Origin of the sequence: Pseudoclavibacter sp. Marseille-Q434, from assembly GCF_050315415.1 — a bacterium.
Lineage (GTDB): Bacteria > Actinomycetota > Actinomycetes > Actinomycetales > Microbacteriaceae > Pseudoclavibacter.
In genome coordinates, this window is the sequence record NZ_JBNPQH010000001.1 from 1,312,572 (window position 1) to 1,337,969 (window position 25,398).

Below are 25,398 nucleotides of genomic sequence, written 5' to 3' on the forward strand. Positions count from 1 at the left end.
TATCGTTCGCGAGCGAGCGCCAGCGGGTCAGGCGTGCGCCGACTCGCTTTCGGCGGGGTTGCCGTGGTCTTCCGGTGCGAGCGCTGCCCGGCTCGAGGCCTCGACGTGGGTGCGCATCGCGAACTCGGCGCCGATGGCGTCCTTCTCCACGATCGACCGCACGATGGCATGGTGCTCATGGTCGGATGCGAGCAGACGGCCGGGGCGCTCGATGGTGCGGAGCACGATGCGGTGGTACGCAAGCTGGTTCATGAGGCGCTCGTAGTGCTCGGCGAGCTTCGCGTTGTCGGCTCCGAGCACGATGGTCCAGTGGAACTCGTGCACGAGGCGTGCGTACTCGGCCGTGTCGTTCGCGCGGACGGCGGCATCGCTCTCGTCGAGGTTGCGTGTGAGGGCCGCGAGCTCTGAGGTCGGCCCGCGCCGGGCGAGCAGGTTCGCGGCGAGGCCTTCCAGCGACTCCTTGAGTTGGAAGAGCTCCACGATCTCGCGCCGAGTCGGTGTCCGCACGAACGTTCCGACGCGGGGGCGGATCTCGACGAGGCCCTCGTTCTCGAGCTGCTTGAGCGCCTCGCGGATGGGCGTGCGGCTCACGCCGAACTCCTGCGCGAGTACGAGCTCCGGCATCGGATCGCCCGGAGGGTACGTCCCGCTCGTCACGAGGCGCCGGAGCCGCTCGAGGAGCGGGAGGTCTGCGTAGGCCTCATCACCGAGACCCAGGGGCGTGATCTGTTGCATACAAGAAAGCTAGCTGGCATGCCACAGGATTGTCAACGGGTCCCGCCTTTCCCAGGAAGCACAACGTTTACAACGAATCATTGACGCATACATGAACCCGGGGTTACGCTCCGTTGCATGCAAGCAAACATCAAAGATGCTGTCGCAGCTGCATGGTCCGACGCGTGGGATCGGGGTGACTTCGGTGCGTTCGAAGCTCTCGTGACGGAGGACTATCAGCGCGAGAGCACACGGTCAGGTCGAGTCTCCGCGCTCGACGAGTTCAAGCAGGAGGTCACCGAGGTGCGCGCCGCGTTCCCGGATCTCGTCACGCGCATCGATCGAGTCCTGGTCGAGGATGACGCCCTCGCCGTCTTCTGGACCTCCGACGGCACGTTCAGCCAGCCGCTCGGCACGGTCCCCCCGACGGGCAAGCGCGTCGTCACGAACGGATCCAACTACGGCACCCTTCGGGACGGGCTCGTCTCCTCCGAGCGTGTGACCTGGGACTCCGCGGAGCTCCTCGCCAACCTCGGCCTGCCCTCGCTGCGCTCGGCGTTCGAGGACGCTGAGGATGACTACGCTGACGAGTCTGCGGCGCCCCCGCGCGAGATGCTCAAGGCGTTCAACAAGCAGTTCATCTCCGGCGTCACGGTCGTGACCACGAAGGATGAGGAAGGCAAGCCGCGCGGTCTCGCCGTGAGCGCCTACTCCTCGGTGTCGCTCGACCCGCCCCTCGTGCTCGTCTGCGTGCAGAAGTCATCCTCGACCTACCCGTCGCTCTTCCGGTCCACGAACCTCGGCATCAACATCCTGTCGAGCGAGCAGCAGGATGTGCTCGCCACCTTCGCCTCGAAGAGTCCAGACAAGTTCGCCGACATCACGTGGCACGAAGGGCCGGATGGCAGCCCCCTCATCGACGGCTCGTCCGCGTCGATCGAGGTCGAGATCAAGGAACGCTTCCAGGCCCTCACCCACACCATCTTCATCGGCCGCGTGCACCACGCGACGACCACCGACGACGCGCCCATCCTCTACAAGGCCGGCAAGTTCTTCGATGGACGAGGGCTCTCAGAGCTCTGACCAGGTCATCACAACCGCGATGACCGTTCCGCCCTCCCGGGCCTGCCTCCTCCGAAGTGGAGCAACACCATGACTCTTCACCATCCCCCGAAGCCCGAGCTGCATGATGACGACGCACTCGATGGTCACGGGCTCGAGCCGACGTCCGGCCCGAGTCGAGCTCAGGCGGCGGCCGACGCGCTGCGTCACCGCCCCGGCGTCGTCTTCTGGGTGTCGATCGCCCTCATCCTCGCGTTCGTGTCGTGGGCTGCGCTGTCGCCCGAGACGCTCAACGCGTCGATGACGGGAGCCATCAACTGGGCCTCGGCAACCGTCGGCTGGTCGTACCTGCTTGTCACGACCGGCTGCATCGGCCTGCTCATCTACCTCGCGTGCAGCAGGTTCGGACGGGTCCGGCTCGGGGCCGACGAGGACCGCCCCGAGTTCAGCACGTGGGCCTGGCTCGCCATGATCGTCTCGACCGTGATGGGCGTCGGGCTCATCAGCTACGGTGTCGCCGAGCCGATCTCGCACTTCGTGCTGCCGCCGCACGCACTCGCCGACCCGGGCACCGCTGAGGCCGCGGTCGTCGCCATGCAGTACTCGTACCTCGACTGGGGCCCCCACGCCTGGGCCGTGTTCGGCGTCTTCGGCGTCGCGATCGCCTACTCGACGCACCGCAAGGGCAACACCGGTCTCGTCTCCCCCATGCTTCGACCCATTCTCGGCAAGCGCGTCGACGGGTGGCTCGGCAACGTCATCGACGTCTTCGCCATCATGGCGACGCTGTTCGGCACGACGACCTCGCTCGGCCTCGGAGCCTCGCAGATCACCGAGGGCCTGAACCGGGTCTTCGGCCTGCCCGCAGAGACCTTCACGCAGATCCTCGTCATCGCCGTCATCACGGTCATCTTCACGCTCTCCGCACTGTCGGGCGTGAACCGCGGCATCAAGTACATCAGCCAGTTCACGATGCTCGCCTCGATCCTCCTCGCCATCTACGTCTTCTTCGCCGGCCCGACGAACTTCATCACCAACCTGTTCTTCCGGTCGACGGGTGCGTACTTCGCCGACTTCTTCTCGATGAGCCTCACGACGCCGCTCACGGCAGAGGACGGGCAGTGGATGCAGTGGTGGACGTACTTCATGATGGCCTGGTGGCTCAGCTGGGGTGCGTTCGTGGGCGTCTTCCTCGCAAAGATCTCGCGCGGCCGCACGATACGCCAGTTCGTGATCGGGGTGATGGTCGTCCCGAGCCTCGTCTTCTTCGCCTGGTTCACCATCTTCGGCGGGTCGGCGATCAAGTTCGACATGGACGGCGTGGGCAGCATCGGCGAGGCCGCCAGTGCCGACGTCAATACGGCGTTCTTCGAGATGCTCTCCAACCTGCCGCTGGTGGGCATCACCTCGGTGGTCGCGATCATCCTGGTCGTGCTGTTCTTCGTCTCCGGCGCTGACGCGAACACGTTCGTCCTCAGCATGATGTCGTCCCGCGGCGCGCTCGAGCCGACGAAGCTGGTGCTGGCGATCTGGGGTGCGCTGACCGGCCTCTGCGCGGCCCTGCTGCTCCTCACCGGCGGGTTGCAGGCGCTGCAGCAGGCGGCGATGCTCTCCGCGCTGCCGTTCACGGTCATCGTCGCGCTGCTCGCCGTCTCACTGGTCATGCAGCTGAAGAAGGACCCGCACTTCGACTACACGCGGGACGTGCGTCGGGAGGACCTCCGCACCGGGGTCCTTCGACTGCCCTTCCACGGCCCCGCGCGGAAAACGGAGTCAGATTCAGCGCCTGAGCCACCGGCCTCGGCGGGTCAACGGCCGCTCCTGCCTCCGACGCCGTAGACGACGATCGCGGGAATGGGGATGGGGATGGCGAGGAAGAAGATCCACGCCCATCCCCATCCCCATCCCCCGGCGTCTCGCCCCGAACCCGCTTTCGCTACTCCGAAGCCAATTTCTCGGACAGCTCCGCCAGCGCTTCGGTGACTGCGCCCCAGCCGTCGAAGAAGCCGAGCTCCGCGTGCAGCGCACGTGCTGCCCCATCCACGTGACGGGCGAGAGCAACGTATTCGGTGCCCTCTGGGTGCTCGAGGAACAAGAACGATGCCACGATCGAGACTGGGGCAGGCTCGGCTGGGCGCAGCGCCGACGTGACCGCGTTCGTGAAGACGAGGCGTTCCCCCTCCTCCACGATCAGGAAGATGCCGTCGGTGTGCGGGACGAACATCTCGCCGTCGTCGCTCATCTGCGTCGTCAACGCGCCACCGGGCCGGACATCGAGCTGCTCGACGCGGGTCATCGTCGGGGCGGGCGTCCACCAGCTCGCGAACAGCTCCGGGGTGGTCCAGGCGCGCCAGACCACATCGCGTGGTGCGCGGATGACGCGACTCAGGGTGAGGTCGAGCTCGGGGTCGAGTGCTTCAGCTGTCATGGGCGCTCCAGTTCTGCGATGACGAACAGCCCGATCCTGGCAGACCGCGAGCGTGCAGTCGACCCGGACCGGGCTGAATCGCCGTTCAGTTCCCGAAGTACGAGGTGTGGCTCTTGGAACCGGCGCTGGAAGCCGACCTGTGGTCACGTCAGCTGCGTCTTGACGACCACAACACCGCCACCGGTGTGTGGCCCGTCCGGGCCCCAGCGCGTTATTCGACGAGCTTGCCTTCGACGGAGACCTCTCCGATGAGCTCGGCGATCTCGGCTGGCACCGGCGGGATCTCCTCACGCGTGATGCCGCCCGTCGGCGACCACACGAGGTTCACCTGCATGGCCGGGTCGAGCTCGGGGAAGTCGCTGCGGTTATGGCAGCCGCGCGTCTCGCGACGCTCGAGGGCAGCCTCCAGCGTCGCCCGAGCGGCGAGGGCGGACGACTTGAGGTCGAAGGCGTGCGCGAGGTCCTGGAATCCGGCGATGTCGGGGTGGATGCCGACGTCCTCCATGCGCGACTCGATGACATCCAGCGCTGCGATGCCCGCCTTCAGCCCTTCTTCGTCGCGAACGACGCCCGCGTACTCGGTCATCGTGTCGCGGATCGCGCGCTGCAGGGCGCGCACGTTCTCGCGTCCGTCGGCCGAGAGGAGGTCGTTGATCTCGCCACGTGCCTGCGCGACGGCCGATGCTGAGCGGCGCTGCGCATCCAGTCCCCCGGAGTGCGCGACGGCTGCCTGGCCGACGATGCGGCCGAACACGAGCAGCTCGATGAGCGAGTTGCCGCCGAGGCGGTTCGCGCCGTGCAGGCCGCTGGATGCCTCGCCGATGGCGTAGAGGCCGTCGACGTCGGTGCTGTGGTCGTCGGGGCGAACCCACACGCCACCCATCGAGTAGTGCGCGGTTGGCGCGATCTCGATCGGCTTCTCGGTGATGTCGAGCATCTGCAGCTCGAGCATCTGCTGGTAGATGCGCGGCAGGCGGTTCATGATCGTCTCGCGGGGCAGGTGCGACACGTCGAGCCAGACGCCGCCGTTCGCGGTGCCTCGCCCCTCCTTGATCTCCGTGTAGGCGGCGAGGGCGACGCGGTCGCGCGTCGAGAGCTCCATGCGCTCCGGGTCGTAGCGTTCCATGAAGCGCTCACCGAGGCCGTTGGTGAGGATGCCGCCTTCGCCGCGGGCGGCCTCGGAGACGAGCGTTCCGGCCGCGTTCTCGGGCTCGATGATGCCGGACGGGTGGAACTGCACGAGCTCAGGGTCGCGGAGTCGCCCGCCGGCCTCGACGGCGAGGCGGAACGAGTCGCCGGTGTTCTCGTCGCGGCGTGAGGACGTGCGCCGCCAGATGCGGTTGTGGCCGCCGGCCGCGAGGATCACGGAGTCGGCGTGGATGAGGTACCGGGTTCCGTCGTTGATGTCGAAGCCGTACGCGCCGAAGACGACGTTGTCGCTGACGAGGATGCGCGTGATGTAGACGGTGTCGAGGATCGGGATGTCGAGCTGCTCGCTGCGTGCGACGAGGGAGCGCTGGATCTCGAGGCCGGTGTAGTCGCCGGCGAAGGCGGTGCGGCGGAACTTGTGGGCACCGAAGAAGCGCTGCGAGATGCGGCCGTCGCCTTCGCGCTGGAAGCCCATGCCGTAGCGCTCGAGGTCGCGGATGCCCTGCTCGGCGCCGCGGGTCACGATCTCGACGGTGTGCGGGTTGGCGAGCCAGTAGCTCTCCTTGATGGTGTCGGCGGCGTGCTGCTGCCAGCTGTCTTCCTCGTCCATGGTTCCGAGGGCGGCGTTGATGCCGCCGGCGGCGAGGGAGGTGTGGGCGTCGTGCTTGGGTCGCTTGCCGACGGCAAGCACATCCACGCCCTGCTCGGCGACTCCGATGGCGGCGCGCAGCCCGGAACCGCCGGTTCCGATGACGAGCACGGTGGTGGAGATCTGGCGTTCAATGGACGTTGTCGCGGTCATGACAGCAACGCTAGAGAGCTTCGTGTGATTACTCCAATGCATAGTCCTGCTCGTGGTGATGCGCGTAGGCTATGGCCATGAACTTGGACCAGTTGCGGAGCTTCGTCGAGGTCGCCTCGCAAGGGCACTTCACGCGGGCGGCGGAGGCGCTGCATCTCGCGCAGCCCTCGCTGAGCCGACAGATCTCGACCCTCGAGCAGGATCTCGGGGCGCCGCTGTTCAACCGCACGCCCGGCCGGGTCGCGCTCACCGATGCCGGCGAATCCCTGCTCCCCCTCGCGAGGCGAATGCTCGCCGACGCCGACTCGGTGCGCCGGGAGATGGCGGAGCTCGCCGACCTGCAGCGGGGCACGGTGCGCCTCGGCGCGACCCCGTCGCTCTGCGTGAGCCTCGTGGCGGATGCGCTGCAGTCGTTCCACGCATCGCATCCCGGCATCGAGCTGCACGTCTCGGAGAGCGGCTCGCAGGGGCTCATCGAGCAGCTCGCTGAAGGCGCACTCGACCTGGCGCTCATCACGACCCCCGAGTCGCGGCAGTCTCCGCGCGCGACGCTGAGCCGGATCCCGCTGCTCAACGAGGAGCTGCTCGTCGTCTCTTCCCTGACGGGCGACCGGGCGCTCGACGCCCAGACGCTCACCCTCGCCGATCTTGCGGCCAGGCCACAGGTCGTCTTCCACCGTGGCTACGACCTCCGCGCGACGACGGAGGCCGCCTACCTCGAGGCGGGTCTGAACCCGAACGTCGTCGTCGAGGGGCCGGAGATGGATGCGGTGCTCCGGTTCGTGGAGCTGGGCCTGGGCGTGGCGGTCGTGCCGGCCATGGTGCTCCGCGGACGGCAGGGCTTCCGCTCGGCCCGCCTCACCGACTCGAGCCTGCAGCGCACCGTGAGCCTTGCGCACCGCAGCGACGTGCCCCTCTCCCGCGCCGCACGCGCCATGGCGGCGACGATCGAATCGATCGCCGCCGCCATGGTCGGCCAGACGCCGGGAACCAGCAGCGTCTGACCCAGCACGTCCCCGAGGGTTATCGTGCGTCGGAGCTCACGAGCTCCTTCTCCTCCTGCTTCGCACGCTTGCGAGCCACGAGGCGGCCGCGCACGGTGAAGGCAAGCACCAGCGCCAGGAGGGTGTAGAGCGCGATCGCGATCGGCCCCTGCACGAGCACGGAGAAGTCGCCATTGGCGCTCATCGCCGCATCCCGCAGGCTCGTCTCGGCCAGTGGGCCGAGGACCATGCCGATGATGAGCGGTGCGATCGGGAAGTCGAGAGCCCGCATCAGGAAGCCGAGCAGGCCGACCCCGAGCAGCATGAGCAGATCGAAGGTCGAACCCGACGTGGCGTAGATGCCGAGCGCGCAGAAGATCGTGATGCCCGCGTACAGGTAGGGGCGCGGGATGAGGAGCAGCTTCGCCCACAGCATCGCGAACGGCAGGTTCAGGATGAGCAGCACCACCATGGCGATGAAGAAGCTCGCGAGCAGCGCCCAGACCAGCTCAGGGGCGCGGTCGAAGAGCAGCGGGCCCGGCTGCAGGCCGTACTGACGGAACGCGGCGAGCATGATCGCTGCGGTCGCCGAGATGGGGAGGCCGAGCGCCAGGAGCGCACCCATCGCCATGCCCGTCGTCGCGTTGCCAGCGGCCTCCGGGGCTGCGAGGCCCCTGATCGCGCCCTTGCCGAACTGCGGGTTCGTGCGGCGCGCATCCAGTCGCTTCTCCAAGCCGAAGGCGAGGAACGTGGGGATCTCGGAGCCACCGGCCGGCACCACGCCGAACGGGAGACCGATGACGGTGCCACGCAGCCAGGCCGGCATGGCCTCCTTGAACTCCTTGCGGCTCAGCCACGGGCGCCCCTTCGGACGGATCAGGCCCTTGTCGTTGACGTGCCGCTCGAGGCAGGCGACGTAGATGACCTCGCCGAGCGCGAGGACCGCGACCGTCACGGTCACCAGCGATATGCCGTCGAACAGCTGCGGGGAGTCCATCGTGAAGCGCGGGGCGCCGGAGACGCCGTCGATGCCGATGACGGCGATGCCGAGGCCGATGAACAGGGCCGTGAGCCCCTTGACGACGTTGTCGGTGACCACGGTGGAGGTCGCCGCGAACGCGAACACTGCGAGGGCGAAGAACTCCGCCGGCCCGAAGCTGCTGGAGAAGTCGGCAAGCGCGGGGGCCAGGAAGACCACCACGATCGAGGCGATGAAGCCACCGATGAAGGCGCCGATGGCAGCCGTCGCGAGCGCCTGAGCGGCCCGCCCGTTCAGCGCCATCTTGTGGCCCTCGAACGTGGAGGCGATGGCTGATGCCTGGCCGGGCGTGTTCATCAGGATGCCCATGGTCGAGTCGCCGAAGAGGCCGCCGAAGTAGACGCCGGCGAACATGATGAACGCGGCCGTCGGCTCGAGGGAGAACGTGACGGGCAGCAGGAGGGCGACCGCCATCGAGGAGCCGAGGCCCGGCAGCACGCCGACGGCGGTGCCGAGGAGGCACCCGACGAAGACCCACATGAGGTTCTGCCAGGTGAGGGCACCGGCGAACCCCTCCATGAGGAGTTGGAGCGTTTCCATGTCAGATACCTCCGAGGATGCCGGACGGGAGCGACATGCCGAGTGCCATGTCGAAGGCGATGTAGGCGAGCGAGCTCAGCGTGAACCCCACGACGAGGCTCGCCACTGGCTTCGTGGAACCGAAGCCGCGGGCCACGCACCAGAAGAGGAGGGCGGCTGCGATGACCCAGCCGAGCAGGTCGAGCGTCAGCGAGAACACCAGGAACGAGCCGACGACCCAGGCGAACGACTTCACGTCGACGCGCACCTTGCGCGGGGCGTCTGCTGCACCCGCCGCGGCGAGCGCCTCGTCGTCGGCCAGTGCACGGGCGAGAAGCTCCTCCTCGGTCATGGTCGACGCAGAGGTCGCGGTCGCGCGCATCTCCCGGACAGCACCGACGGCGAGCAGAGCCGCGAAGAGGTACAGGCCGGCGGCGATGAGGCCGGGGAAGAACTGCGGTCCAGGGAAGTCGGCGCCCTCTGGCACCTTCATCGTGACGATGCCGAAGACGAGGTAGGTGGCGAAGGCTGCGATGACCAGCGGCATCGTCAGTCCCTTGAGGAGGGTGGCCGTCTTGCTCGGGCCGGCGGCGAAGGTCAGGTCTCCGCCGATGACCGCTGACGCGGCCGTCGGGTTCGCGTGGTGCGTCATTGTCCCATCTCCTCGTAGAGCTCCTTGATGCGCAGTTCCTCTTCGGCGAGGAAGGTGTCGAGCTCGTCGCCCGTGATGAGGCGCTCGTTCCAGTGGTACCTGTCGATGGCGTCCTGCCACTCGGGGGTCTCCGTCGTCTGCACCACGAGTTCGGCGAGCGCGTCCGTCTGCTCCTCGGTCAAGCCGGAGGGAGCGTGAATCGAGCGCCAGTTCGTGAGCGAGATGTCGTAGCCCTGCTCGGCGGCTGTCGGAATGTCGACGCCTTCGATGGGCTCCTTCGCCACGACCGCGAGCGCCCGCAGCCTGCCGGCCTCGATCTGGTCGATGTTGTCCGCGTAGCCTCCGGCCGCGGCCTGCGCCGTTCCGTTGAGGAGCGCCTGAATGGCCTCGCCACCGCCATCAGATGAGATGTAGGTGGTGTTGACGGGCTCGATGCCTGCGCTCAGCGCGAGGTCGGTCACCACGAGCTGGTCGAACGAGCCACCGCCCGTCCATGGAATGGACTTCGGGTCGGCCTTCCATGCCGTGGCGAGGTCCTCGAGGGTCTCGTACGGCGAGTCGGCGGGGACGACGATGACGTCGTACTCTTCGACCATCACCGCGAGCGGCGTGACGTCCTCGAGCTTCGCCGCGGAGTCGTACTGGATGGTGGCGGCCAGCAGGCCGGTTCCTCCGACGAGGAGGTTGTTGGGTTCACCATCGAGCACGCTCACGTTGCCGAGCGCGATCGTTCCGCCGGCCCCGGGCATGTTGACCACCTGCACGTTGTTGACGAGCCCGTTGGCTTTCTGCGCCTGCTGCAGTTCGCGGGCGACGGTGTCCCAGCCGCCACCGGCAGCTGCCGGGGCGATGATCGTCATGGACGCGTTGATGTCCTGACCCGCCGCGGCGGACGTGATCGAGCCGAAGCTCGCGACGGCGATCGATGCGGCGGCCACGACCCCGCCGATGACGCGGCCGACGACGCGTCCGCCACCGGACTTGGCCCGCCGGCCAGGTTCGTCCGGTGCCACCGGCTCTCTCGTTGCTCGGATCATCATTGCTCCATTCGCGCGGACATCGTTGTCTCCGCAATATCGCCCTAGGATTGCATCGCGTTCGAACGTGGGGAGCTCCACGAGGAGTTGTGCTCATAAGTGCTCGTGAGCCCGGTGCGAAGAGGCATCGCGTGGCGACAGCGGGCCGGAGGCGAGAGCGCGGGAGGTGAGGATGACGTTGCCGTTCAAGCTCAGCCAGCGGGCCGTGCGCCTCGGGATGCTCGTGGTGCCGAGTCTCATCACGCTCGGCTCCGTCTCGATCACGGCCGCGATCGCGTTCTCGGCGCAGGAGCGAGAGCTGCGCGACACGACCGCCGAGCGCGTGCAGGAAGTCGCGTCGAGCCTCGCGGAGCTGGATGAGGTGCGCGGCGCGCTCGAGGGCGTCGCGAACGCGGGAACCGCGTCGGCGCTCGCTGACGCGGATGACCTCGCCGTGGCCACCGATGACCTGCAGCCGCTCGCAAGCCTCGTCGAGAACGCGACGGGCGTCTACTACGTCGTGGTGACCGACGACGAGGGCGTCCGCATCACGCATCCGGACCCCGCCGAGCGCGGGGTGCAGGTCTCGACGGCCAATGCGTCCGTGCTCGCCGGTGAGCCGTACCTCGGGACGGAGGAAGGCGCATCCGGCCCCTCGCTGCGCGCGAAGGTCCCGGTGTTCGGGGACGACGGCGCCATCGTCGGAATGGTCGCCGTCGGCGTGCTCGAGTCGAGCATCTCCGCGGAGGGCGCCGAGGCCCTCGGGGAGCTCCTCCCCTGGACGATCGGCGCGCTCGTCCTCGGCACGCTCGCCAGCTCGGCCCTCGCGTTCGCGGTCGAGCGCCGATTCCGCAGACTCGACGCGCTCTCCGCCGAGCACGCGCAGATGCAGCGGACGACAACCGCCCTGCGGGAGCAGTCGCACGAGTTCAGCACCCGCATGCACGTGGTCCACGGCCTCGTCTCGAGAGGCGACGCCCAGGACGCGCTCGAGTACATCGACGAGGTCGTGCCGGTGCGGACGGCAGGGGTCGGTGCCCCCGACAGCACCGACTCGAGCATCCACCTTCCCCTGCTTGACGCCACGACGCAGGCGGTGCGGGCTGAGCTGCACGAGCTGGGAACGCAGGCGAGCTTCGACCTGGAGCTCGACGACGACATCGACGACGGAGTCGTGACCGTCATCGCGAACCTCTGCCGCAACGCCGGCGAGGCAGGCGCATCTCGGGTGCGCTGCACGCTTCGCGAGAGCGACAACCGCATCATCGGGCTCGTCGACGACGACGGTCCAGGTCTGGATGCCGAGGCGAGCGGCCGCATCTTCACTCCAGGGTTCTCGTCCAAGGCGGACCCCACTGGGCTCGGACGGGGCATCGGCCTCGAGCTTGTCCGCCGGACGGTCACGTCGCGCGGCGGCACCATCGAAGTCGGAGCGTCCAGACTCGGCGGGTCGCGCTTCGCCTTCGAGATCGAGCGTCTGAGGTGAACGCGATCGCGGAGGCAAACGCAGGCGCAGACGCCGACGCCAACGCCAACGCAGGCGCAGAAGCGGCGGCGGCAGCAGCAGCAGGAGCAACATCAGCAGCGAAAGGGATGAGAGGAGCCGGATGAGCGATCGAGAAGGCAGCAGCCCGCAGGCGACTGCGAACCCGATCCGGGTGCTCGTCGTCGACGACGATCGCGGGGCTCGGGCGCTGCACAGCGGGTTCGTCGCCGACATCCCCGGGTTCGCCCTCGCCGGGACCGCCAGCACGGGTGAATCCGCGCTCGCGCAGAGCATGAGCGGCGTCGACCTCATCCTCCTCGACATGCGGCTTCCCGACATCAGTGGGGTGGAGGTGCTGCACCGGCTCAGAACGCTCGGAGCGAAGGTGCCGGATGTGCTGGTGATCAGCTCCTCCCGAGACCAGACCACGGTGAGACAGGCCCTCGCGGCGCACGTCGTCGGCTATCTCATCAAGCCGTTCACGCAGGCGGCCCTGCACGAGCGCCTCGACCTCTACATCGCAGAGCGTCGGGCGAGCTCGGCGAACGACCGCGAGCGGCCGCTCGGCCAAGGCGAGATCGACCGCCTGCTGGCCACCGGCAGCATCCGCCAGCCCGCAGCGCCGCGAGGCCCCTCGAGCGCGGCCCGAAGCGGGGCATCACCGTCCACCGAGCTTCCCAAGGGGCTGGCCCAGGTGACGCTCGAGCGGGTCGTTGCTGCGCTCGACCCGGTGATCCCCGCGACGGTGCTCGACGTGGCCGAGGCATGCGAGATCTCCCGTGCGACGGCCAGACGCTACCTCGACCACCTCGTGGTCACAGGGGTGATCGACCTCGCGCATCGGTACGGCAAGCGCGGGCGGCCGCAGGTGCTCTACCGGTTGTCTCCTTCCCCCGAGCGCTGATCGGCGGTCGCGGGCACTGCGTTGCTCGACTCCTACGTGCAGCGCTTCTTGTGGATGTCAGAGACCAGGTCGGTGGTCGTCCCGACGATGCTGTAGTTGGCACCCGGGTACTTCGATGTGACCTCACTCGCCCCCGCAGGGACGCACGATTGCTGGGCGAGCACGAGTGGATACCCGGTGCGCGCTGTGACGAGGAGGGCCACGGCGATGTCAGCGGCACTCCCGGAGTTCGCGATCGCGAAGCCCTTCGGGCGGACGCTGCCGGCATCGAAGTCCTTGAGCAGGGCCGCGTTGACGCTGAAAGCCTCCGAGGAATTGACCCGAGTCGTCGCCGCGACCTTGGCCTTCACCTCGTTGAAGACCGCCGCCGAGATCGATGTTCCTGTGCCGATGACGCGGGCGGAGGTGACCTTCCCGGTCGCGAAGTAGGCCTTGAAGTTGGCGCTGGTCTGCGTCGGGCCGGTCAGGAGCAGGGGCGCCTTGGCGAGTGCGGCCCGCCCGGCGGCGTTGGCGATGTCCGTCGCCATGCCGCTGTTGGCGATGTACACGGCGGGGTCGTTCGGGAAGAACCGCTTCGCCACCGCCAGCGCGGTCTCGGACTTGTCGGCCGCCGCGACGACCTCGAGCCTCGGAGTGAGCTTCCCGAGCGCCGTCTTCTGCGCTTCTGAGATCTGCCCGATCACGAAGATCGCGGAGGGTTTCAGTCTCGTCAGCTCTGCGGAGACGTTCGTCGGCAGTGCGCTGGGTTTGGTGAGCAGCATGCTGCCGCCGATCTTCGCGGCGACCGGGGCCGCGAGCAGCGCATCCACTCCCCCGTCTCCGCTGGCGATGACGAGCTTGCCGCCGACCGTGTTGAACTTCCCGGATGCCGTGACGGCGTTCGCGTACGTGTCGGCCGAGCCGATGCGCTCGGCGACCCCGGGCTGCACCGTCGGCGTCGGCGTGACCGTCGCGGTCGGGGTGGCGGTGGGTTTCGGGGTGGAGGTGGGCGCACCGAACTGCGGCAGCTTCGTGCTCGAGGTGATCTCGCCCCACTTGGTGAGGGTCCACGGGATCTTGTTGATCAGGTCGACGTTGCCGTGCTTGTTGTGCACGATGCCGCCAGGCAGGTACGGGTTGGGCTTGCCCTGGGCGGTGAAGGTCACGGGATGCTGCAGGTTGAGCGCCATGGTCCAGTAGTTCTGGTCGGTGACGATGCCCCCGTACTCCTGCAGGTTCTTGACGACGACCTTCTCGAAGCTGGAGAGGCCGAGGGCCGCGATCTTCGCGTTGGTCGCGGCGTCGTTCGGGATCCAGAACCGCTGCCCCATCTTCGGCGCATGCGCCTCGCTCAGCTTGCCATCCGTCTGATAGGCGGGCCACATCGCGGCCCCCGAGCGGGTCGATGGGAAGGTCCAGCTGGTGATGTGGTTGATCGACCCGGCAGCGATCTCCTCGGCGCCCGCCATGAGGAACTCGTTCATGACGCCACCCACGGAGCTCGTGCCGCGCTCCGTCTTGAGCCACTCGTTCTGATCGAACCAGTTCGTCGACTTCGGCGAGTTCAGCGTGGTGAGGTAGCCGCCGCCCATGAGCCAGGACCCGTCGGCCTGCTTGTCGGCGACGTAGTAGCCGCGCACGATGCCCGTGGCGATGTCGACGACGGTCATCGACTTGTCCCCTCCGGGCAGCGGCCCGCCTGGTTCGGCATGCGCCGGGATGACGACTTTCCCGTAGTTCTTGGCGTTCGACTGGAACGGGGTGATCTGGAAGCCGTAGGTGCCACCGGTGGCCGAGGCCGTCGCCTTGCCCTCCATGACGGGATGGATGTCCGGGTAGAGCGCGTAGCTCTGCATCTTGACGGTCACCCAGTTGGCGTCGGCCCTCGAGCTGTCGACCGTGTAGATGGGGATGGTGAAGTTCTCCCGGTTGGTCGAGGTCTTCAGGCGCCCCTTCCAGAAGTCGTTGAGGTACCGGTCGGGGAGGGTGTCGACCATCGCCGCGGTCTGCGCGGAGAGCGACGAGACCGGCGCGCCCTGGGGTGTGGTGGTCGCGTAGCTGCCCTTGGCGACGTAGTTCGCGGGCGACATGACGTCCTGGTTCACGACCCCGAAGGACGCGGCCTGCGCGGGCGTGGTTCCGAGGAACGTGAGGGCCGAGGCCGAGAGCAGGAGCGCGGCGAGGAGGGAGAGCGCCTTTTTCATGGTCACATCCGGGTTGTGTGATCGAGCGGTGGTCCCCCCAGGGTGAATCGTAGGGTGATTTCTGGACGAAACGCCGTTTTGCGTGCAAATTCACGCGGATCCGGACACACCGAAGCAGAGGTAGCGTTGCTGGCATGGCCAACTTCGACGGACATCTCGGCCTCGGCGGATGCACGGTCTGGTTCTCGGATACCGGCCCCGGCGCGGTGCCGGGCTCCGTCGTCTTCCTGCACGGCGCCGGCGCGGACCATACGATGTTCGAGCGCCAAGCCGCCGCGCTCCGTCGCGCCGGCCACCGTGTTGTGCTCGTCGATCTGCGGGGGCATGGCCGGTCACGCCCGACCACGATCGCGGTCTCCCCGGAGCTGCTGGCGAGCGACATCGAGCGGCTCATCGCCCACCTCGACCTCGGCCAGGTGTCGCTGGTGGGGCACTCGCTCGGCGGCAACCTCGCGCAGGAACTCGTCCGTCGCGCGCCGGAGCGCTACGGGAGGCTCGCGGTGCTCGACGCGACCTGGAACGCGGGGCCGCTGACTGTCGGCGAGCGCGCCGCGCTCCGGCTCGCGGGGCCGATGCTGCGGCTCATCCCGTCAGCCCGACTCCCGCAGCTCATGGCAGACGCCTCGGCGACCACGGCCTCCGCGCGAGGTGCCCTGACTCGAACGTTCGCGTCCATGTCGAAGGGCGAGTTCATCGCCGTCTGGCGCGCGACGACCGAGTTCGTGCGTCCGGACGCCAGCTACCGCACCCCGGTGCCGACCCTGCTGGTGCGGGGCGAACGCGACACAACCGGCAACATCGCACGCGCCATGCCGGCCTGGGCGGCCGCAGACCGACTCACGGAGGTCGTGATTCCCGACGCGGGGCACGTCGTCACGATGGATGCGCCGGAAGCGACCTCAGAAGCCCTCTTGACCTTCCTCGCCTGAACACCGCAGCGCCGCACGTCCCAGCGTCCCAGCGTCCCAGCGTCCCGAGGGCGCTCTCTTTGCGCGTTGACCAGCTCCTGTGCCGTTCACTGAGGGGCGAGGACCGATGGCACCTCGCGCTGACGCTGTCGCAGCGGCGAGATCGGTCTGCGTGCTCGCACAATGTGCAGGACGAGCGCGAGGAGCCCCGCGAGCACCGCGGCTCCGAGAGCAGGGGGCGCAAGCTCTCCCGCGAGGGGAACGAACAGCGTCCTCGCCAGATCCGTCATGAGGTACACGTCTCCGAAGGCGTTCCGGGTGCCAAGCGCGTACTGCACCGAGCCGAAGACGACGGGGAGCAGCCAGACGGCGGCAAGCGACCCCGCCCAGACGCCGATGCGTGCCCATGACGAGACGCCGAGCATCCCGAGCACGACGCCGACGGCCAGGCCGGGCGCCCAGCGGACGAGCTCGTACGAAGCCACCCCGCCGCCGGCCGGGCCGTTGGAGAGCATGTACCAGAGGCCGAGCCACGTCCCGATGGGGATCACGCCGAGGCAGAGGCCGAGCGCTGAGACGGGCGCGCGGCGCGAGCTCACGAGCCAGTAGACCGCCTGGGACGCACCGACGACGGCGAGCGTGCCGAGGAGCATCCCGCCCGTGTAGGCGAGCGCCCGGATGCCCATGCCGAGACCGAAGGCGAGCCCCAGGCCGAGGCCGCCCGTGAGCGCGAAGAAGCTCTGGAAGACCGCGAGGAGCTGGACTGCGACGAGCGCGAGCGCCGCCGCCCGGCGAACCTCTGATGCGCGCTCGCGGAGCAGCCGGACGGCGAGGCCGGCCAGGGCTCCGCCGAGAACGAGCAGGGCGACCAGGTCGATGGCGAAGTACTGGTGGATCGGGAGCAGCGCTATCGGCATGTCAGCGGGCAGCGTGTCGGACGACCAGAGGTTCTGCCCGGGCAGGTTCGCGCCGGTGGCGAGCCAGGGCGCCAGTCCGAGGACCCCGGCGACGACTCCGATGATGGTTCCTCTGCCGGGGCTTCTCATCTGATCATCCTCGCATCAGCCACCGACATCGGCGCGGGCCCGAGGTCGCGGTCGAGGTCGCCCGGGCCTTCCAACCGCAGCTGCGGCCACTGCTCGGTGTCCCGAAGCAGCTGGCGGTCGTGCGTCGACAGCAGGACGGCGGCCTGCGTCGCGCCGAGCGCCTCCGTGAGCTCGTCGACGAGCGCGATCGAGAGGTGGTTGGTCGGCTCGTCAAGCAACAGCACGTGAGGCCGCGAAGCGAGGACCATCGCGAGATCCAGTCTTCGCTGCTGCCCCATCGAGAGCTCGCCGACCCGTTTCCCGGCCTCCCTGGAGCGCAGCAGCCCGAGGTGCGAGAGACCGACGGTCTCGCTCGCGGCGAGCATGCCGGATGCCTCGAGTTGTCCGAGATGCGCCTCGAACAGCTCGGCGGCGCGGCGCTCGGCGGGGAGTGACGACTCCTGCGACAGAACCCCGACCCTGGTGCCAGGCTGGACCCGCACCACCCCGGAGTCCGGGGGCAGCTTGCCGGCGAGCAGACTCAGCAGCGTCGACTTGCCGGCACCGTTCGGGCCCGTGATCGCCAGCCTCCCCTCCCGTGAGAGCGCCACGGATACGGGCTCGGCGAGACGCCCGGCGACGGAGACGCCCACCGCCGTCAGGAGCTCGGCGCCCGCCCTCGCCTGGAGTTCCGGGAATCGGAAGCGCTGCGGTGGCACTGGCACCGTCACGGCATGCGCCGCCAGCGCTTCCTGCCGGCGATGCACGCTCTGCGTCAGGCCGGCGGCTCGGGTCGCGCGCCCGTGCTTGTTCGCTCCCTTCTCGGGCCGCCACCCCGTGACGAGCCGGTTCTGTGCGGCGCTCAAGCTGTCCTGCAGCCTCGCGTGTTCGAGCTGCTGCCGTTCGTACGTCTGCTCCCAGCGCTCGCGCTCCGCGAGCCGCCCCTCGCGGTAGCCGTCGAACCCGTTCCCGTACACGCGGGGAAGCCCATCCGGTGTCGGGTCGAGGTCGACGATCGTCTCGGCGACGTCTGCGAGGAGGGCCCTGTCGTGGCTCACGATGACCACCCCTCCTTTGCGGGATCGGAGCTGCTCGGTGAGGAAGTCGAGGCCGGAGCGGTCGAGGTGGTTGGTGGGCTCGTCGAGGAGCAGGAAGTCGTGGTCGGCGCCCAGCAGGCAGGCGAGGCGGACCCGGTAGCGCTGGCCGACCGAGAGCTCCGCGAGCCGTCGAGTCTGATCGGTCTCCGCGTCGAGCGCTTCCAGGGCGATCAGGACTCGACGTTCGGCGTCCCACGCGTCGAGCGCTTCGGCGGATTCGAGGGCCGCCGCGTAGCGGTCGTCGGCACCGCGTGCGCCGTCGGCGAGTGCGGCTCCGGCCAGGTCGAGCGCGGCGAGCGCGGCGATGGGTTGAGCGATGGCGTCTGCGATGGCCTGCCCCACGGTCCGGTCGTCGTCGGCGCTCATCTCCTGCTCGGCGATGCCGAGCGTTCCGACCCGATGCACGGTGCCGCTGTCAGGGGCGAGTGTGCCCGCGAGCACGTGGAGGAGCGATGACTTGCCTCGCCCGTTCTCGCCGACGATCGCGGTCCGCGACGCCGGCGTGACCGAGAGATCGACAGAGGTGAGGACCTGTGTTGCGCCCCGCATCAACGAGACGTCCGAGAGGGTGAGCTGCGCGCGATGGCGCGCTGGAAGAGCGATGGAGGTGGCGTGCATGGTGGTTCCTTCGAGCAGGCGCACACAGCGCTGCCGGGCCAGGCGGAAGCTGGCCTGCAGCAGGGTGCGCAGAACGGCGACCCGGGAGGGTCAGAGCTTTCGGCCGCCGCCTGCTCGGAGGGTCTCGAGGAGACCGAGCTCAACGAGCGCGGAGGGCCAGCTCAGCCGTTAGGAGAAAAGCAAGAGGAACACGCGTTCACCGTACCAGCGGTGTCGCGGCTCGTCGAGGGGCCTCAAGGCGTCGAGCACGGATGCGATGGACAACGAGGTCGGCCGCGCAGGCGAGCACGCCGGCGAGCGCGTAGACGAGGAGGTCGCGCGGGTCGAATCCCGCCCCGAGCACCAGTCGGGTTGGCGCGAACGCCTCGGCGGCGCGATGCGGCAGCTCCGTGAGCTGGAGGAACTCGACCGCGAAGGACCAGCCGACCGCGAGCGCGGCGAGCAGCCATGGTCGAGCCCGAGGTGCGAGCAGCATCACACCGAGGTAGACCGCGACCGTGTACAGGGCGTCGCCGGCGATGTCGGAGACGGCCCCCTCCGGAAGCAGGAAGTGGGTCGCGAGGCCGAGGGCGACCGTCACCGCGAGCAGCACTGCGGCGGCGGCGCGACGGCGGCGGCCAGCCGGCCTTACCCGTCCGGCGCTGTCGGGCTGCTGGGCGCGGGTCTTCATCGCGCGCCGCGCGCAGTCGCGCCCACGGGTTCGAGCGCTCGAGCCGCGCGCAGCCCGGAGACGACGGCACCGTTGAGGGTCTGCTCGAGGCCCGTGTGCTCGCCGGCGAACGCGACGCGTCCGGCTGGGGCGTCGAACGCGTCGAGGTCGGCGGGGGTCCAGTCGAGGGACGCCGCCGAGTACGAGCCGTGAGTCCACGGGTCGGCGCTCCAGTCGGTGAGCAGCACGTCGCCGTCGATGACCAGCTCGGGGCGCAGGGCGCCCAGCTGGCCGACCCAGGTGTCTGGCCCGTCGGCCGTGCGCAGCGCGTCGAGCGTCGCGCGGTTGCCCGCGAAGCACGAGAGGGCAGGGATGCGGTGCTCCCCATCCGCAGACAGGGACCGCCACGACCACCAGCTCAGGTCGGCGCTCTGCAGGGCAACGTCGTCGTCGACCGCGGTGAGCGGCACGCCGAGCTTCGCAGCCGTGCCCATGATGCGGTGGTCGAGTGCCGCCTGCTGTGCATCCGGCAGCTCGAACCCGAGCCGCAGTCCGCGCAGGATCGGGAGCGGCACCGCGATGACGGCCGCGTCGCCGTGCAGCGCGGAGCCGTCGGACAGGGTCACCTCGACCCCGGCCGGGGACTCGTCGACGGCCGTGATGGGATGCTCGAGCCGCACGGCCGTCCCCAGCCGGTGCGCGAGCTCGATCGACAGTGACTGGTTGCCGGCGACGAACCGCCCGCCGTCGTCGATGAACGGCTGGCCTGCGTCGGGATCGTGGAGGAGGGCCGATTCGGCGCTGACGAGCCTCGGGTCGTTCGCGAGCGACGTGACCACGCGCCGGTACACCGGGTCGTGTCGGTAGCCGGGGCCGAGCGCCTCCCTGTGCGCCTCGTCGACGGAGACTTGCGTGGCCCCGTCGGCGAGCATCCGTCGCAGCGTCTCGGTGACGCGCGCGGTCGTGGCCTCGAGCTCGGCGAACGACACGTGCCGGCCGTAGAGGGTGCGCCTGGCGTAGCGGACGTTGTGGCTGAGGATGGGCACCCCGACCTCGGCGGCGAGGCGGCGGATCGCGAACTCGGTGGGGAACACGTACTCGCCGCCGCGCTCGGTCAGCTGCCCGTTGCCGAGTCGCTGCGACCAGGTGCGGCCGCCGACGCGGTCCCGCGCCTCGAGCACGGTGACCTCATGGCCGAGCTTGTGCAGTTCCCAGGCGGACGTGAGGCCGGCGAGGCCGGCTCCGACGACGATGATGCGCATGCGTTTTCGGCCACCTTCCTCAGCGGCCGGAGTTCGGTCGCCTCCCGATTCTCGCGCAGCTCGACCGCGTTCGTGCCAGCTTGGCGGAACCGAGCTCGCCTGGCTGCGTCGAGGCCGTCTGGCGGAGCCGCATCCGTCAGCTCTGGAGCTGCGCGAGGCGCCCGTCGACGAGCTGCACCGACGAATGCAGGCTGGGGAGGTGCGTCAGGTCGTGGGTGACGAGCAGGGTGGCGGTGTCGAGCTCCCTGCTGAGGCGCAGGACGAGCTCGATGATGGCCGCTCCCCGCTCCTGGTCGAGCGCGCTGGTCGGCTCGTCGACGAGCAGCGCGCTCGGACCGTTCATGAGGGCTCGCGCGATGTTGACGCGCTGCCGCTGGCCACCGGAGAGCTGGTGCGGGCGCTTCGCCCGGTGCTCGGCGAGGCCGACCGCGTCGAGCAGCTCGTCAGCGCGGGCGGACACGTCCCGCCGGCGCTCGCGACTGCCCGGCTCACCGAGCTCGTTCATGACGAGGAGCTGCTCGCGCGCCGTCAGCGAGGGAAGGAGGTTCGGCTGCTGGAAGACGATGCCGATGGAAGAGCGGCGCAGGGCGGCCGACTCGGAGCGGCTCAGCGTGCTTGCGTCGACGTCTCCGATGCGCACGCCGCCTGAGTCGGGGCGGATGAGGGTGGCCGCGACGGCGAGCAGGCTCGACTTGCCGGAGCCGCTCGGCCCTGTGATGCCCGTGACGGTGCCGGGCGCGGCCGTGAGGCTGACGCTCTCGAGCGCCGTGAGGCGGCCGGCGCCGTCTGGGAAGGTGAGCGTGACGTTGTCGAGGGTGATCATCGGTTGCCTCCGAGGGCGGTGAGCGGGTCTGCTGAGGTGACGGATCGCAGCGCGAAGGCGGCGCCGGCGAGGCCGAGCGCGACCATGATCGCGCCGGGAACGAGGGTCGTGAGGGGGCTGAGCAGGAACGGGAGCGCCTGGCCGGCGAGGGCGCCGAGGATCGCGACGAGCCCGATGCCGGTGCCGATGCCGACGAGTAGGACGAGGAGCGCCTGCCCCAGCGCATCCCGAGCCAGTGATCGTGTGCTCGCGCCGAGCGCCTTGAGGACCGCGACATCACCCTGGCGCTGCATCGTCCAGACGGTGAAGAACGCGCCGATCACGAGGCCGGAGATGCCGAACAGCATGGCCACCATGAGCAGCAGCGACCCCACTTCGGAACGGAACGCGGAGAGAGCGGTGAGCGATCCGACCAGGGTCTCCGAGACGACGCCGGCCTCCGCATCCACTGCGGCCCAGTCGGGGGCGCCGGCGACGGCGAGCACGGTGGCGAACGCGTCGGGTGACCCGGTCGCCTCGGCGAGTGCGCGCCAGTCGGCGATGCTGATCTCGACGACGGGCGTGTGGCTGTACCAGGCGTCCGGGCCGACGCTGTCGACCCTGAACGACGTGCCGCCGATCGTGACGTCGTCCCCCACAACCGCGTCGAGTTGGTCTGCGGCCGCCTCGGAGAGGACGATCGTGCTCTCGGCGGGTGCGGAAAGGGCGTGCGTGCCTGGTGCTGGCTCGGGGATGGTGTTCGTGCCGTCCGAGGGCACGGAGAGGGGGCTCGTCCCCTCCGAGGGCACGGAGAGGGGGCTCGTCCCATCCGAGGGCCCGAAGATGCTGGAGTCTGCAGGGACGCCGAAGACGGCGACTGCGGCGCCCGTGGTCGGGCTCTCTGCGCGGAGCTGGCTGATCCCGAGCGGGTCGACCCGAGTGACCCCCGGCATGGCGGCGATCGTGTCGGCCTGGTCTCGGGTGGGCGACGACGTCGAGAAGCTCGGGGCGTCGTCGCCGGCCGGAACCGTGAACGCGAGCCGGTCGGCGGGCAGCGCGAGGATGCCCGAGATGTTATGCGTGGCGAGGCCGCCGGTGAGGCCGCTGAGAAAACCGACGAGCACGGTGATGAGCGTCACGACGGCGCCGATGAGCATGAATCGGCCGCGTGCGAAGCGGAGGTCGCGGAGCGCGACGAACATGGTGGTCCTTTCCCGCCGCCGGTTGCGGCGACTCAGGCAACCTTCTCGCCGCGGGCCGGGGCCGGGCATCGGCCGTCGGCACGGACCTTTCGCTCCACACGGCGGAGCGACCCGTCCAACTTTCGAAGGATGCCGGCGCTCCGACTCGTGTCTAGGCTGAGCGGCATGTCCCCCTCCGCGCTCACCCCCGTCTTCGTGGGGTTGCGCACGGGGCTCCACGTGCTGCTGTTCGGGCTGCTCGCACTCGTCGCGGCTCGGGCACTCCTCGCGCCCGAACCGAACACGCCCGCTGTGCTCGGCGCGGTTGCATTGTTCGCTTCGACCTACGCCCTCGGGATCGTCGCGGGTGCCCGTGCCCGTGCCAGCGCCGAGCCTGCAGCTCGCGCCGAGCGTGCAGCCAGCGCCGAGCCTGTAACTGGCGCCGAGCGTGTAGCCAGCGCCAAGCCGGGCTCGCGCGCCGAGCGTCTAGCTCGCTTTGAGCGTCTGCGTCTGCTCTGGCTGGTCGCGCTGACGCTCGAGTGGATGCTGCTTCTGTGGCTGTCCAGAGAGGCCGCGTACCTCGTCTTCCCGCTGTTCTTCGTGGTCCTGCACGTGCTCGGTCGGCGTGCCGGGATGCTCGCGGTCGCCGCGATGACCGCCGTCGCCGTCGTCGGGCTCGGCGTGCACGAGGGCTGGTCGGTGGCTGGTGTCATCGGCCCGTGCATCGGGGCCGGCGTCGCCGTGCTGATCGGTCTCGGCTATGCGGCGCTCGCGGAGGAGGCGAGGGAGCGGGAGGCGCTGATGCGGGAGCTGCTCGAGACGCAGGCCCACCTGGTCGCGACGGAGCGGGAGGCGGGGACGCTCGGTGAGCGGGCGCGGCTTGCCCGCGAGATCCACGACACGGTCGCTCAGGGGCTGGCGAGCATCCAGATGCTCTTGCACGCCGCCGAGCGCGCGGACCCGGAGGGGCCTGGCGTCGGGCACATCCGTCTCGCCCGGGAGACGGCCGCGGCCGATCTCGCGGAGACGCGGCGCTTCATCCGCGAGCTCTCGCCACCGGACCTCGACGGTGCTGACCTGGAGCAGGCGCTCCGTCGGCTGGGCGAGGCGACGACCGCGGCGCACGGTCTGCGTGTCGACGTGCGCGCGAGCGCCCACCCGCTGCCGATGCCCGTGCAGACTGCGCTGCTGCGCATCGCCCAGGGTGCGCTCGCGAACGTCACCCAGCATTCGGGTGCTCGCCGCGCGACGATCACGCTCGACGAGACGGATGCCGGACTGGTGTTCACGATCGCCGACGACGGCCAGGGGTTCGATGCGGATGCGGCTTCGAGGGCGGCGCGTCCGAGCTCCGACTCGTTCGGTCTCGTCGCGACCCGCGACCGTGTGCAGCAGCTGGGCGGCACTCTGGCAGTGGCGTCCATGGCGGGCCGGGGCACGACCCTGACCGTCACGCTCCCTCGCGAGGTCGCCGCATGATCCGCATCGTCCTCGCAGATGACCATCCTGTGGTCCGTGCTGGCCTGAGGGCTCTGCTCGGCGGCGAGTCCGACATCGAGGTCGTCGCTGAGGCTTCGACCGCGGAGGAGGCGGTGCGCGCCGCGGTGGACACGCGGCCGGACCTGGTGCTCATGGACCTGCAGTTCGGGGCTCGCGAGAACGAGACGGGGGCTTCGGCGACGAAGCGCATCCGCGCCTTGCCGGCTCCCCCGCACGTGCTCGTGGTGACGAACTACGACTCGGATGGCGACATCCTCGGTGCTGTCGAGGCCGGTGCCAGCGGGTATCTGTTGAAGGATGCGCCCCCGCACGAGCTGCTCGCGGCGGTGCGGGCGGCGGCGGGAGGCGCGAGTGCGTTGGCCCCGCCGATCGCGTCGCGCCTCATGGATCGGCTGCGGGCGCCGCAGCAGAGTCTCTCGCCGCGGGAGATCGAAGTGCTCGAGCTCGTCGCGGCCGGCCGTTCCAACACGGAGGTCGCTGCTGCGCTGTTCGTCACGGAGACGACGGTGAAGTCGCACCTTGCGCACGTCTTCACGAAGCTCGGCGTGACGTCGCGCACGGCGGCGGTCTCCGAGGCGAGGGCGCGCGGCGTCCTCCGCTAGTCCTCCGCTCGTCCCCGCGGCGGCCCTTGCGTGCAGGTATGACCGCGCGCAGGAGTCAGGAGCAGCAAAGAACACGGCAACGACAACGACAACGGCAACGACGGGACTAGAACGGTGGAGTCGCGCTGCTGTTGGGCCGCGGCGGCAGAGCTTCACTGACGGAACGCGCTCGTTCGCGTCGCTCCGAGTGAACGGGCTCGCCTCTCCTGGGTTCTTCCATCGGTCTGAAGAGTTGGTCGGTTGGTCTGAAGATCACCCCGTGTGGTTCGGGTCTGCTGATGTAGATCCTCCCGCTCGGCGTGGTCCATTCGAGGACGCCACCGCCGAGCTGTCTGACTTTCCAGGCGGTGTGGTGCTTGACGATGTGGTGGTTCTTGCAGAAGTCGCTGAGGTTCCAGACCGCGGTCTTGCCGCCGTGCTGGTAGTCCTCGGTATGGTCGAGCTCGCACCTCACGGCGGGTTGTCGGCAGCCGATGAAGCGGCAGTGGATGTCGCGGGCCTGCAGGAATGCGCGCATCGCCGCGGTGGGCTTGTACGAGTCGACGGCCTGCACGGCCCCGGTGATGGGGTGCGTGAGCACGCGGAGGAAGGCTGGTGCGGTCGCGGCGAGGTGTTTCGCGTCCTCGATCGGCATGGTGTCATCCCGTCGAGCGCGGGCGCCCGGCCCGGCTGGTCGCTGGCGGGTCGCTGTCGGCGAGTACCGTCGTATCGGGATCAGGCTGCACGCTGGCTCGATGCCGGCGCGGCGGAGTTCATCGGATCGCTGGTGAACATGTCGGCGACGACGTCGGACATGATCGTTCAGACTCCGCTCGTC

Annotated in this window: 22 protein-coding genes; 8 read left to right on the forward strand and 14 right to left on the reverse strand. The window is 69.4% G+C overall.

The window, feature by feature from the left end; translation table 11 throughout:
* Positions 1 to 27: 27 nt before the first annotated feature.
* Positions 28 to 735 carry a GntR family transcriptional regulator gene (locus ACQFZP_RS06330; RefSeq protein ID WP_104311654.1) on the reverse strand — a complete coding sequence of 236 codons (708 nt, stop codon included), beginning with the start codon at positions 733 to 735 and terminating at the stop codon, positions 28 to 30.
* 117 nt (positions 736 to 852) lie between these two features.
* Between ACQFZP_RS06330 and ACQFZP_RS06335 the strand changes: the two genes are divergently transcribed.
* Together ACQFZP_RS06335 and ACQFZP_RS06340 are read left to right on the forward strand one after the other, a co-directional pair.
* Positions 853 to 1,797 carry a flavin reductase gene (locus tag ACQFZP_RS06335; RefSeq protein ID WP_104311653.1) on the forward strand — a complete coding sequence of 315 codons (945 nt, stop codon included), beginning with the start codon at positions 853 to 855 and terminating at the stop codon, positions 1,795 to 1,797.
* Between the two features lie 69 nt (positions 1,798 to 1,866).
* The gene (locus ACQFZP_RS06340; RefSeq protein WP_104311652.1) at positions 1,867 to 3,615 is read left to right on the forward strand and encodes a BCCT family transporter; all 1,749 of its coding nucleotides are present in this window, start codon (positions 1,867 to 1,869) and stop codon (positions 3,613 to 3,615) included.
* Positions 3,616 to 3,712: 97 nt separating this feature from the next.
* Here ACQFZP_RS06340 and ACQFZP_RS06345 read toward each other — a convergent pair whose 3' ends face one another.
* Both ACQFZP_RS06345 and ACQFZP_RS06350 read right to left on the reverse strand, forming a co-directional pair.
* Positions 3,713 to 4,204, reverse strand: a complete 492-nt coding sequence (locus tag ACQFZP_RS06345) for an SRPBCC domain-containing protein (protein ID WP_104311651.1) — start codon at positions 4,202 to 4,204, stop codon at positions 3,713 to 3,715.
* 211 nt (positions 4,205 to 4,415) lie between these two features.
* Positions 4,416 to 6,155, reverse strand: a complete 1,740-nt coding sequence (locus tag ACQFZP_RS06350; protein WP_211890656.1) for an FAD-binding protein — start codon at positions 6,153 to 6,155, stop codon at positions 4,416 to 4,418.
* A 77-nt stretch (positions 6,156 to 6,232) separates the two neighbouring features.
* Between ACQFZP_RS06350 and ACQFZP_RS06355 the strand changes: the two genes are divergently transcribed.
* A complete protein-coding gene (locus ACQFZP_RS06355) occupies positions 6,233 to 7,159 on the forward strand; it encodes a LysR family transcriptional regulator (protein ID WP_181026954.1) in 927 nt (308 codons plus the stop codon).
* Positions 7,160 to 7,178: 19 nt separating this feature from the next.
* On the opposite strand, the gene ACQFZP_RS06360 is transcribed toward ACQFZP_RS06355, so the two are convergent.
* Genes ACQFZP_RS06360 through ACQFZP_RS06370 form a run of 3 tightly spaced genes read right to left on the reverse strand, consistent with a single transcriptional unit; the run spans position 7,179 to position 10,385 of the window.
* A complete protein-coding gene (locus ACQFZP_RS06360; RefSeq protein WP_211890657.1) occupies positions 7,179 to 8,717 on the reverse strand; it encodes a tripartite tricarboxylate transporter permease in 1,539 nt (512 codons plus the stop codon).
* Between the two features lies 1 nt (position 8,718).
* On the reverse strand, positions 8,719 to 9,348 hold the full coding sequence (locus tag ACQFZP_RS06365; RefSeq protein WP_211890658.1) for a tripartite tricarboxylate transporter TctB family protein: 630 nt from the start codon (positions 9,346 to 9,348) through the stop codon (positions 8,719 to 8,721).
* Complete coding sequence (locus tag ACQFZP_RS06370) at positions 9,345 to 10,385, reverse strand: tripartite tricarboxylate transporter substrate binding protein (protein ID WP_211890785.1); 1,041 nt, start codon at positions 10,383 to 10,385, stop codon at positions 9,345 to 9,347. The genes ACQFZP_RS06365 and ACQFZP_RS06370 overlap by 4 nt, the downstream gene beginning before the upstream one ends.
* A gap of 172 nt (positions 10,386 to 10,557) precedes the next feature.
* On the opposite strand from ACQFZP_RS06370, the gene ACQFZP_RS06375 reads away from it, so the two are divergent.
* The gene (locus ACQFZP_RS06375) at positions 10,558 to 11,850 is read left to right on the forward strand and encodes an ATP-binding protein (protein WP_249312051.1); all 1,293 of its coding nucleotides are present in this window, start codon (positions 10,558 to 10,560) and stop codon (positions 11,848 to 11,850) included.
* 121 nt (positions 11,851 to 11,971) lie between these two features.
* On the forward strand, positions 11,972 to 12,754 hold the full coding sequence (locus ACQFZP_RS06380; protein ID WP_211890659.1) for a response regulator: 783 nt from the start codon (positions 11,972 to 11,974) through the stop codon (positions 12,752 to 12,754).
* A gap of 32 nt (positions 12,755 to 12,786) precedes the next feature.
* Here ACQFZP_RS06380 and ACQFZP_RS06385 read toward each other — a convergent pair whose 3' ends face one another.
* Entirely contained in the window at positions 12,787 to 14,937 is a 2,151-nt protein-coding gene (locus ACQFZP_RS06385) for a cell wall-binding repeat-containing protein (RefSeq protein WP_211890660.1), read from the reverse strand.
* Positions 14,938 to 15,071: 134 nt separating this feature from the next.
* On the opposite strand from ACQFZP_RS06385, the gene ACQFZP_RS06390 reads away from it, so the two are divergent.
* Positions 15,072 to 15,866 (forward strand): alpha/beta fold hydrolase, encoded by a 795-nt coding sequence (locus tag ACQFZP_RS06390; protein WP_211890661.1) that lies wholly within the window; start codon positions 15,072 to 15,074, stop codon positions 15,864 to 15,866.
* 86 nt (positions 15,867 to 15,952) lie between these two features.
* Here the strand turns inward: ACQFZP_RS06390 and ACQFZP_RS06395 are convergent, their stop codons facing one another.
* From ACQFZP_RS06395 to ACQFZP_RS06420, 6 genes are all read right to left on the reverse strand, one after another.
* Positions 15,953 to 16,891 carry a hypothetical protein gene (locus tag ACQFZP_RS06395; RefSeq protein ID WP_211890662.1) on the reverse strand — a complete coding sequence of 313 codons (939 nt, stop codon included), beginning with the start codon at positions 16,889 to 16,891 and terminating at the stop codon, positions 15,953 to 15,955.
* Positions 16,888 to 18,585: an ABC-F family ATP-binding cassette domain-containing protein gene (locus ACQFZP_RS06400; protein ID WP_211890663.1), complete on the reverse strand. Its 1,698-nt coding sequence runs from the start codon at positions 18,583 to 18,585 to the stop codon at positions 16,888 to 16,890. Before ACQFZP_RS06400 ends, ACQFZP_RS06395 begins: the two co-directional genes overlap by 4 nt.
* A 196-nt stretch (positions 18,586 to 18,781) precedes the next feature.
* The gene (locus tag ACQFZP_RS06405; RefSeq protein ID WP_211890664.1) at positions 18,782 to 19,255 is read right to left on the reverse strand and encodes a DUF2809 domain-containing protein; all 474 of its coding nucleotides are present in this window, start codon (positions 19,253 to 19,255) and stop codon (positions 18,782 to 18,784) included.
* Positions 19,252 to 20,496, reverse strand: a complete 1,245-nt coding sequence (locus ACQFZP_RS06410; RefSeq protein WP_211890665.1) for a flavin monoamine oxidase family protein — start codon at positions 20,494 to 20,496, stop codon at positions 19,252 to 19,254. The genes ACQFZP_RS06405 and ACQFZP_RS06410 overlap by 4 nt, the downstream gene beginning before the upstream one ends.
* A 136-nt stretch (positions 20,497 to 20,632) precedes the next feature.
* Positions 20,633 to 21,319, reverse strand: coding sequence for an ABC transporter ATP-binding protein (locus tag ACQFZP_RS06415; protein WP_211890666.1), 687 nt, complete (start codon positions 21,317 to 21,319; stop codon positions 20,633 to 20,635).
* Positions 21,316 to 22,500: an ABC transporter permease gene (locus ACQFZP_RS06420; protein WP_211890667.1), complete on the reverse strand. Its 1,185-nt coding sequence runs from the start codon at positions 22,498 to 22,500 to the stop codon at positions 21,316 to 21,318. The genes ACQFZP_RS06415 and ACQFZP_RS06420 overlap by 4 nt, the downstream gene beginning before the upstream one ends.
* A gap of 165 nt (positions 22,501 to 22,665) precedes the next feature.
* Here ACQFZP_RS06420 and ACQFZP_RS06425 point away from each other — a divergent pair, with 165 nt between their 5' ends.
* Together ACQFZP_RS06425 and ACQFZP_RS06430 are read left to right on the forward strand one after the other, a co-directional pair.
* Positions 22,666 to 23,958, forward strand: a complete 1,293-nt coding sequence (locus tag ACQFZP_RS06425; RefSeq protein ID WP_211890668.1) for a sensor histidine kinase — start codon at positions 22,666 to 22,668, stop codon at positions 23,956 to 23,958.
* Positions 23,955 to 24,581 carry a response regulator transcription factor gene (locus ACQFZP_RS06430; RefSeq protein WP_211890669.1) on the forward strand — a complete coding sequence of 209 codons (627 nt, stop codon included), beginning with the start codon at positions 23,955 to 23,957 and terminating at the stop codon, positions 24,579 to 24,581. Before ACQFZP_RS06425 ends, ACQFZP_RS06430 begins: the two co-directional genes overlap by 4 nt.
* Positions 24,582 to 24,687: 106 nt before the next feature.
* Here ACQFZP_RS06430 and ACQFZP_RS06435 read toward each other — a convergent pair whose 3' ends face one another.
* A complete protein-coding gene (locus tag ACQFZP_RS06435) occupies positions 24,688 to 25,215 on the reverse strand; it encodes an HNH endonuclease signature motif containing protein (RefSeq protein WP_211890670.1) in 528 nt (175 codons plus the stop codon).
* Positions 25,216 to 25,398: the final 183 nt, after the last annotated feature.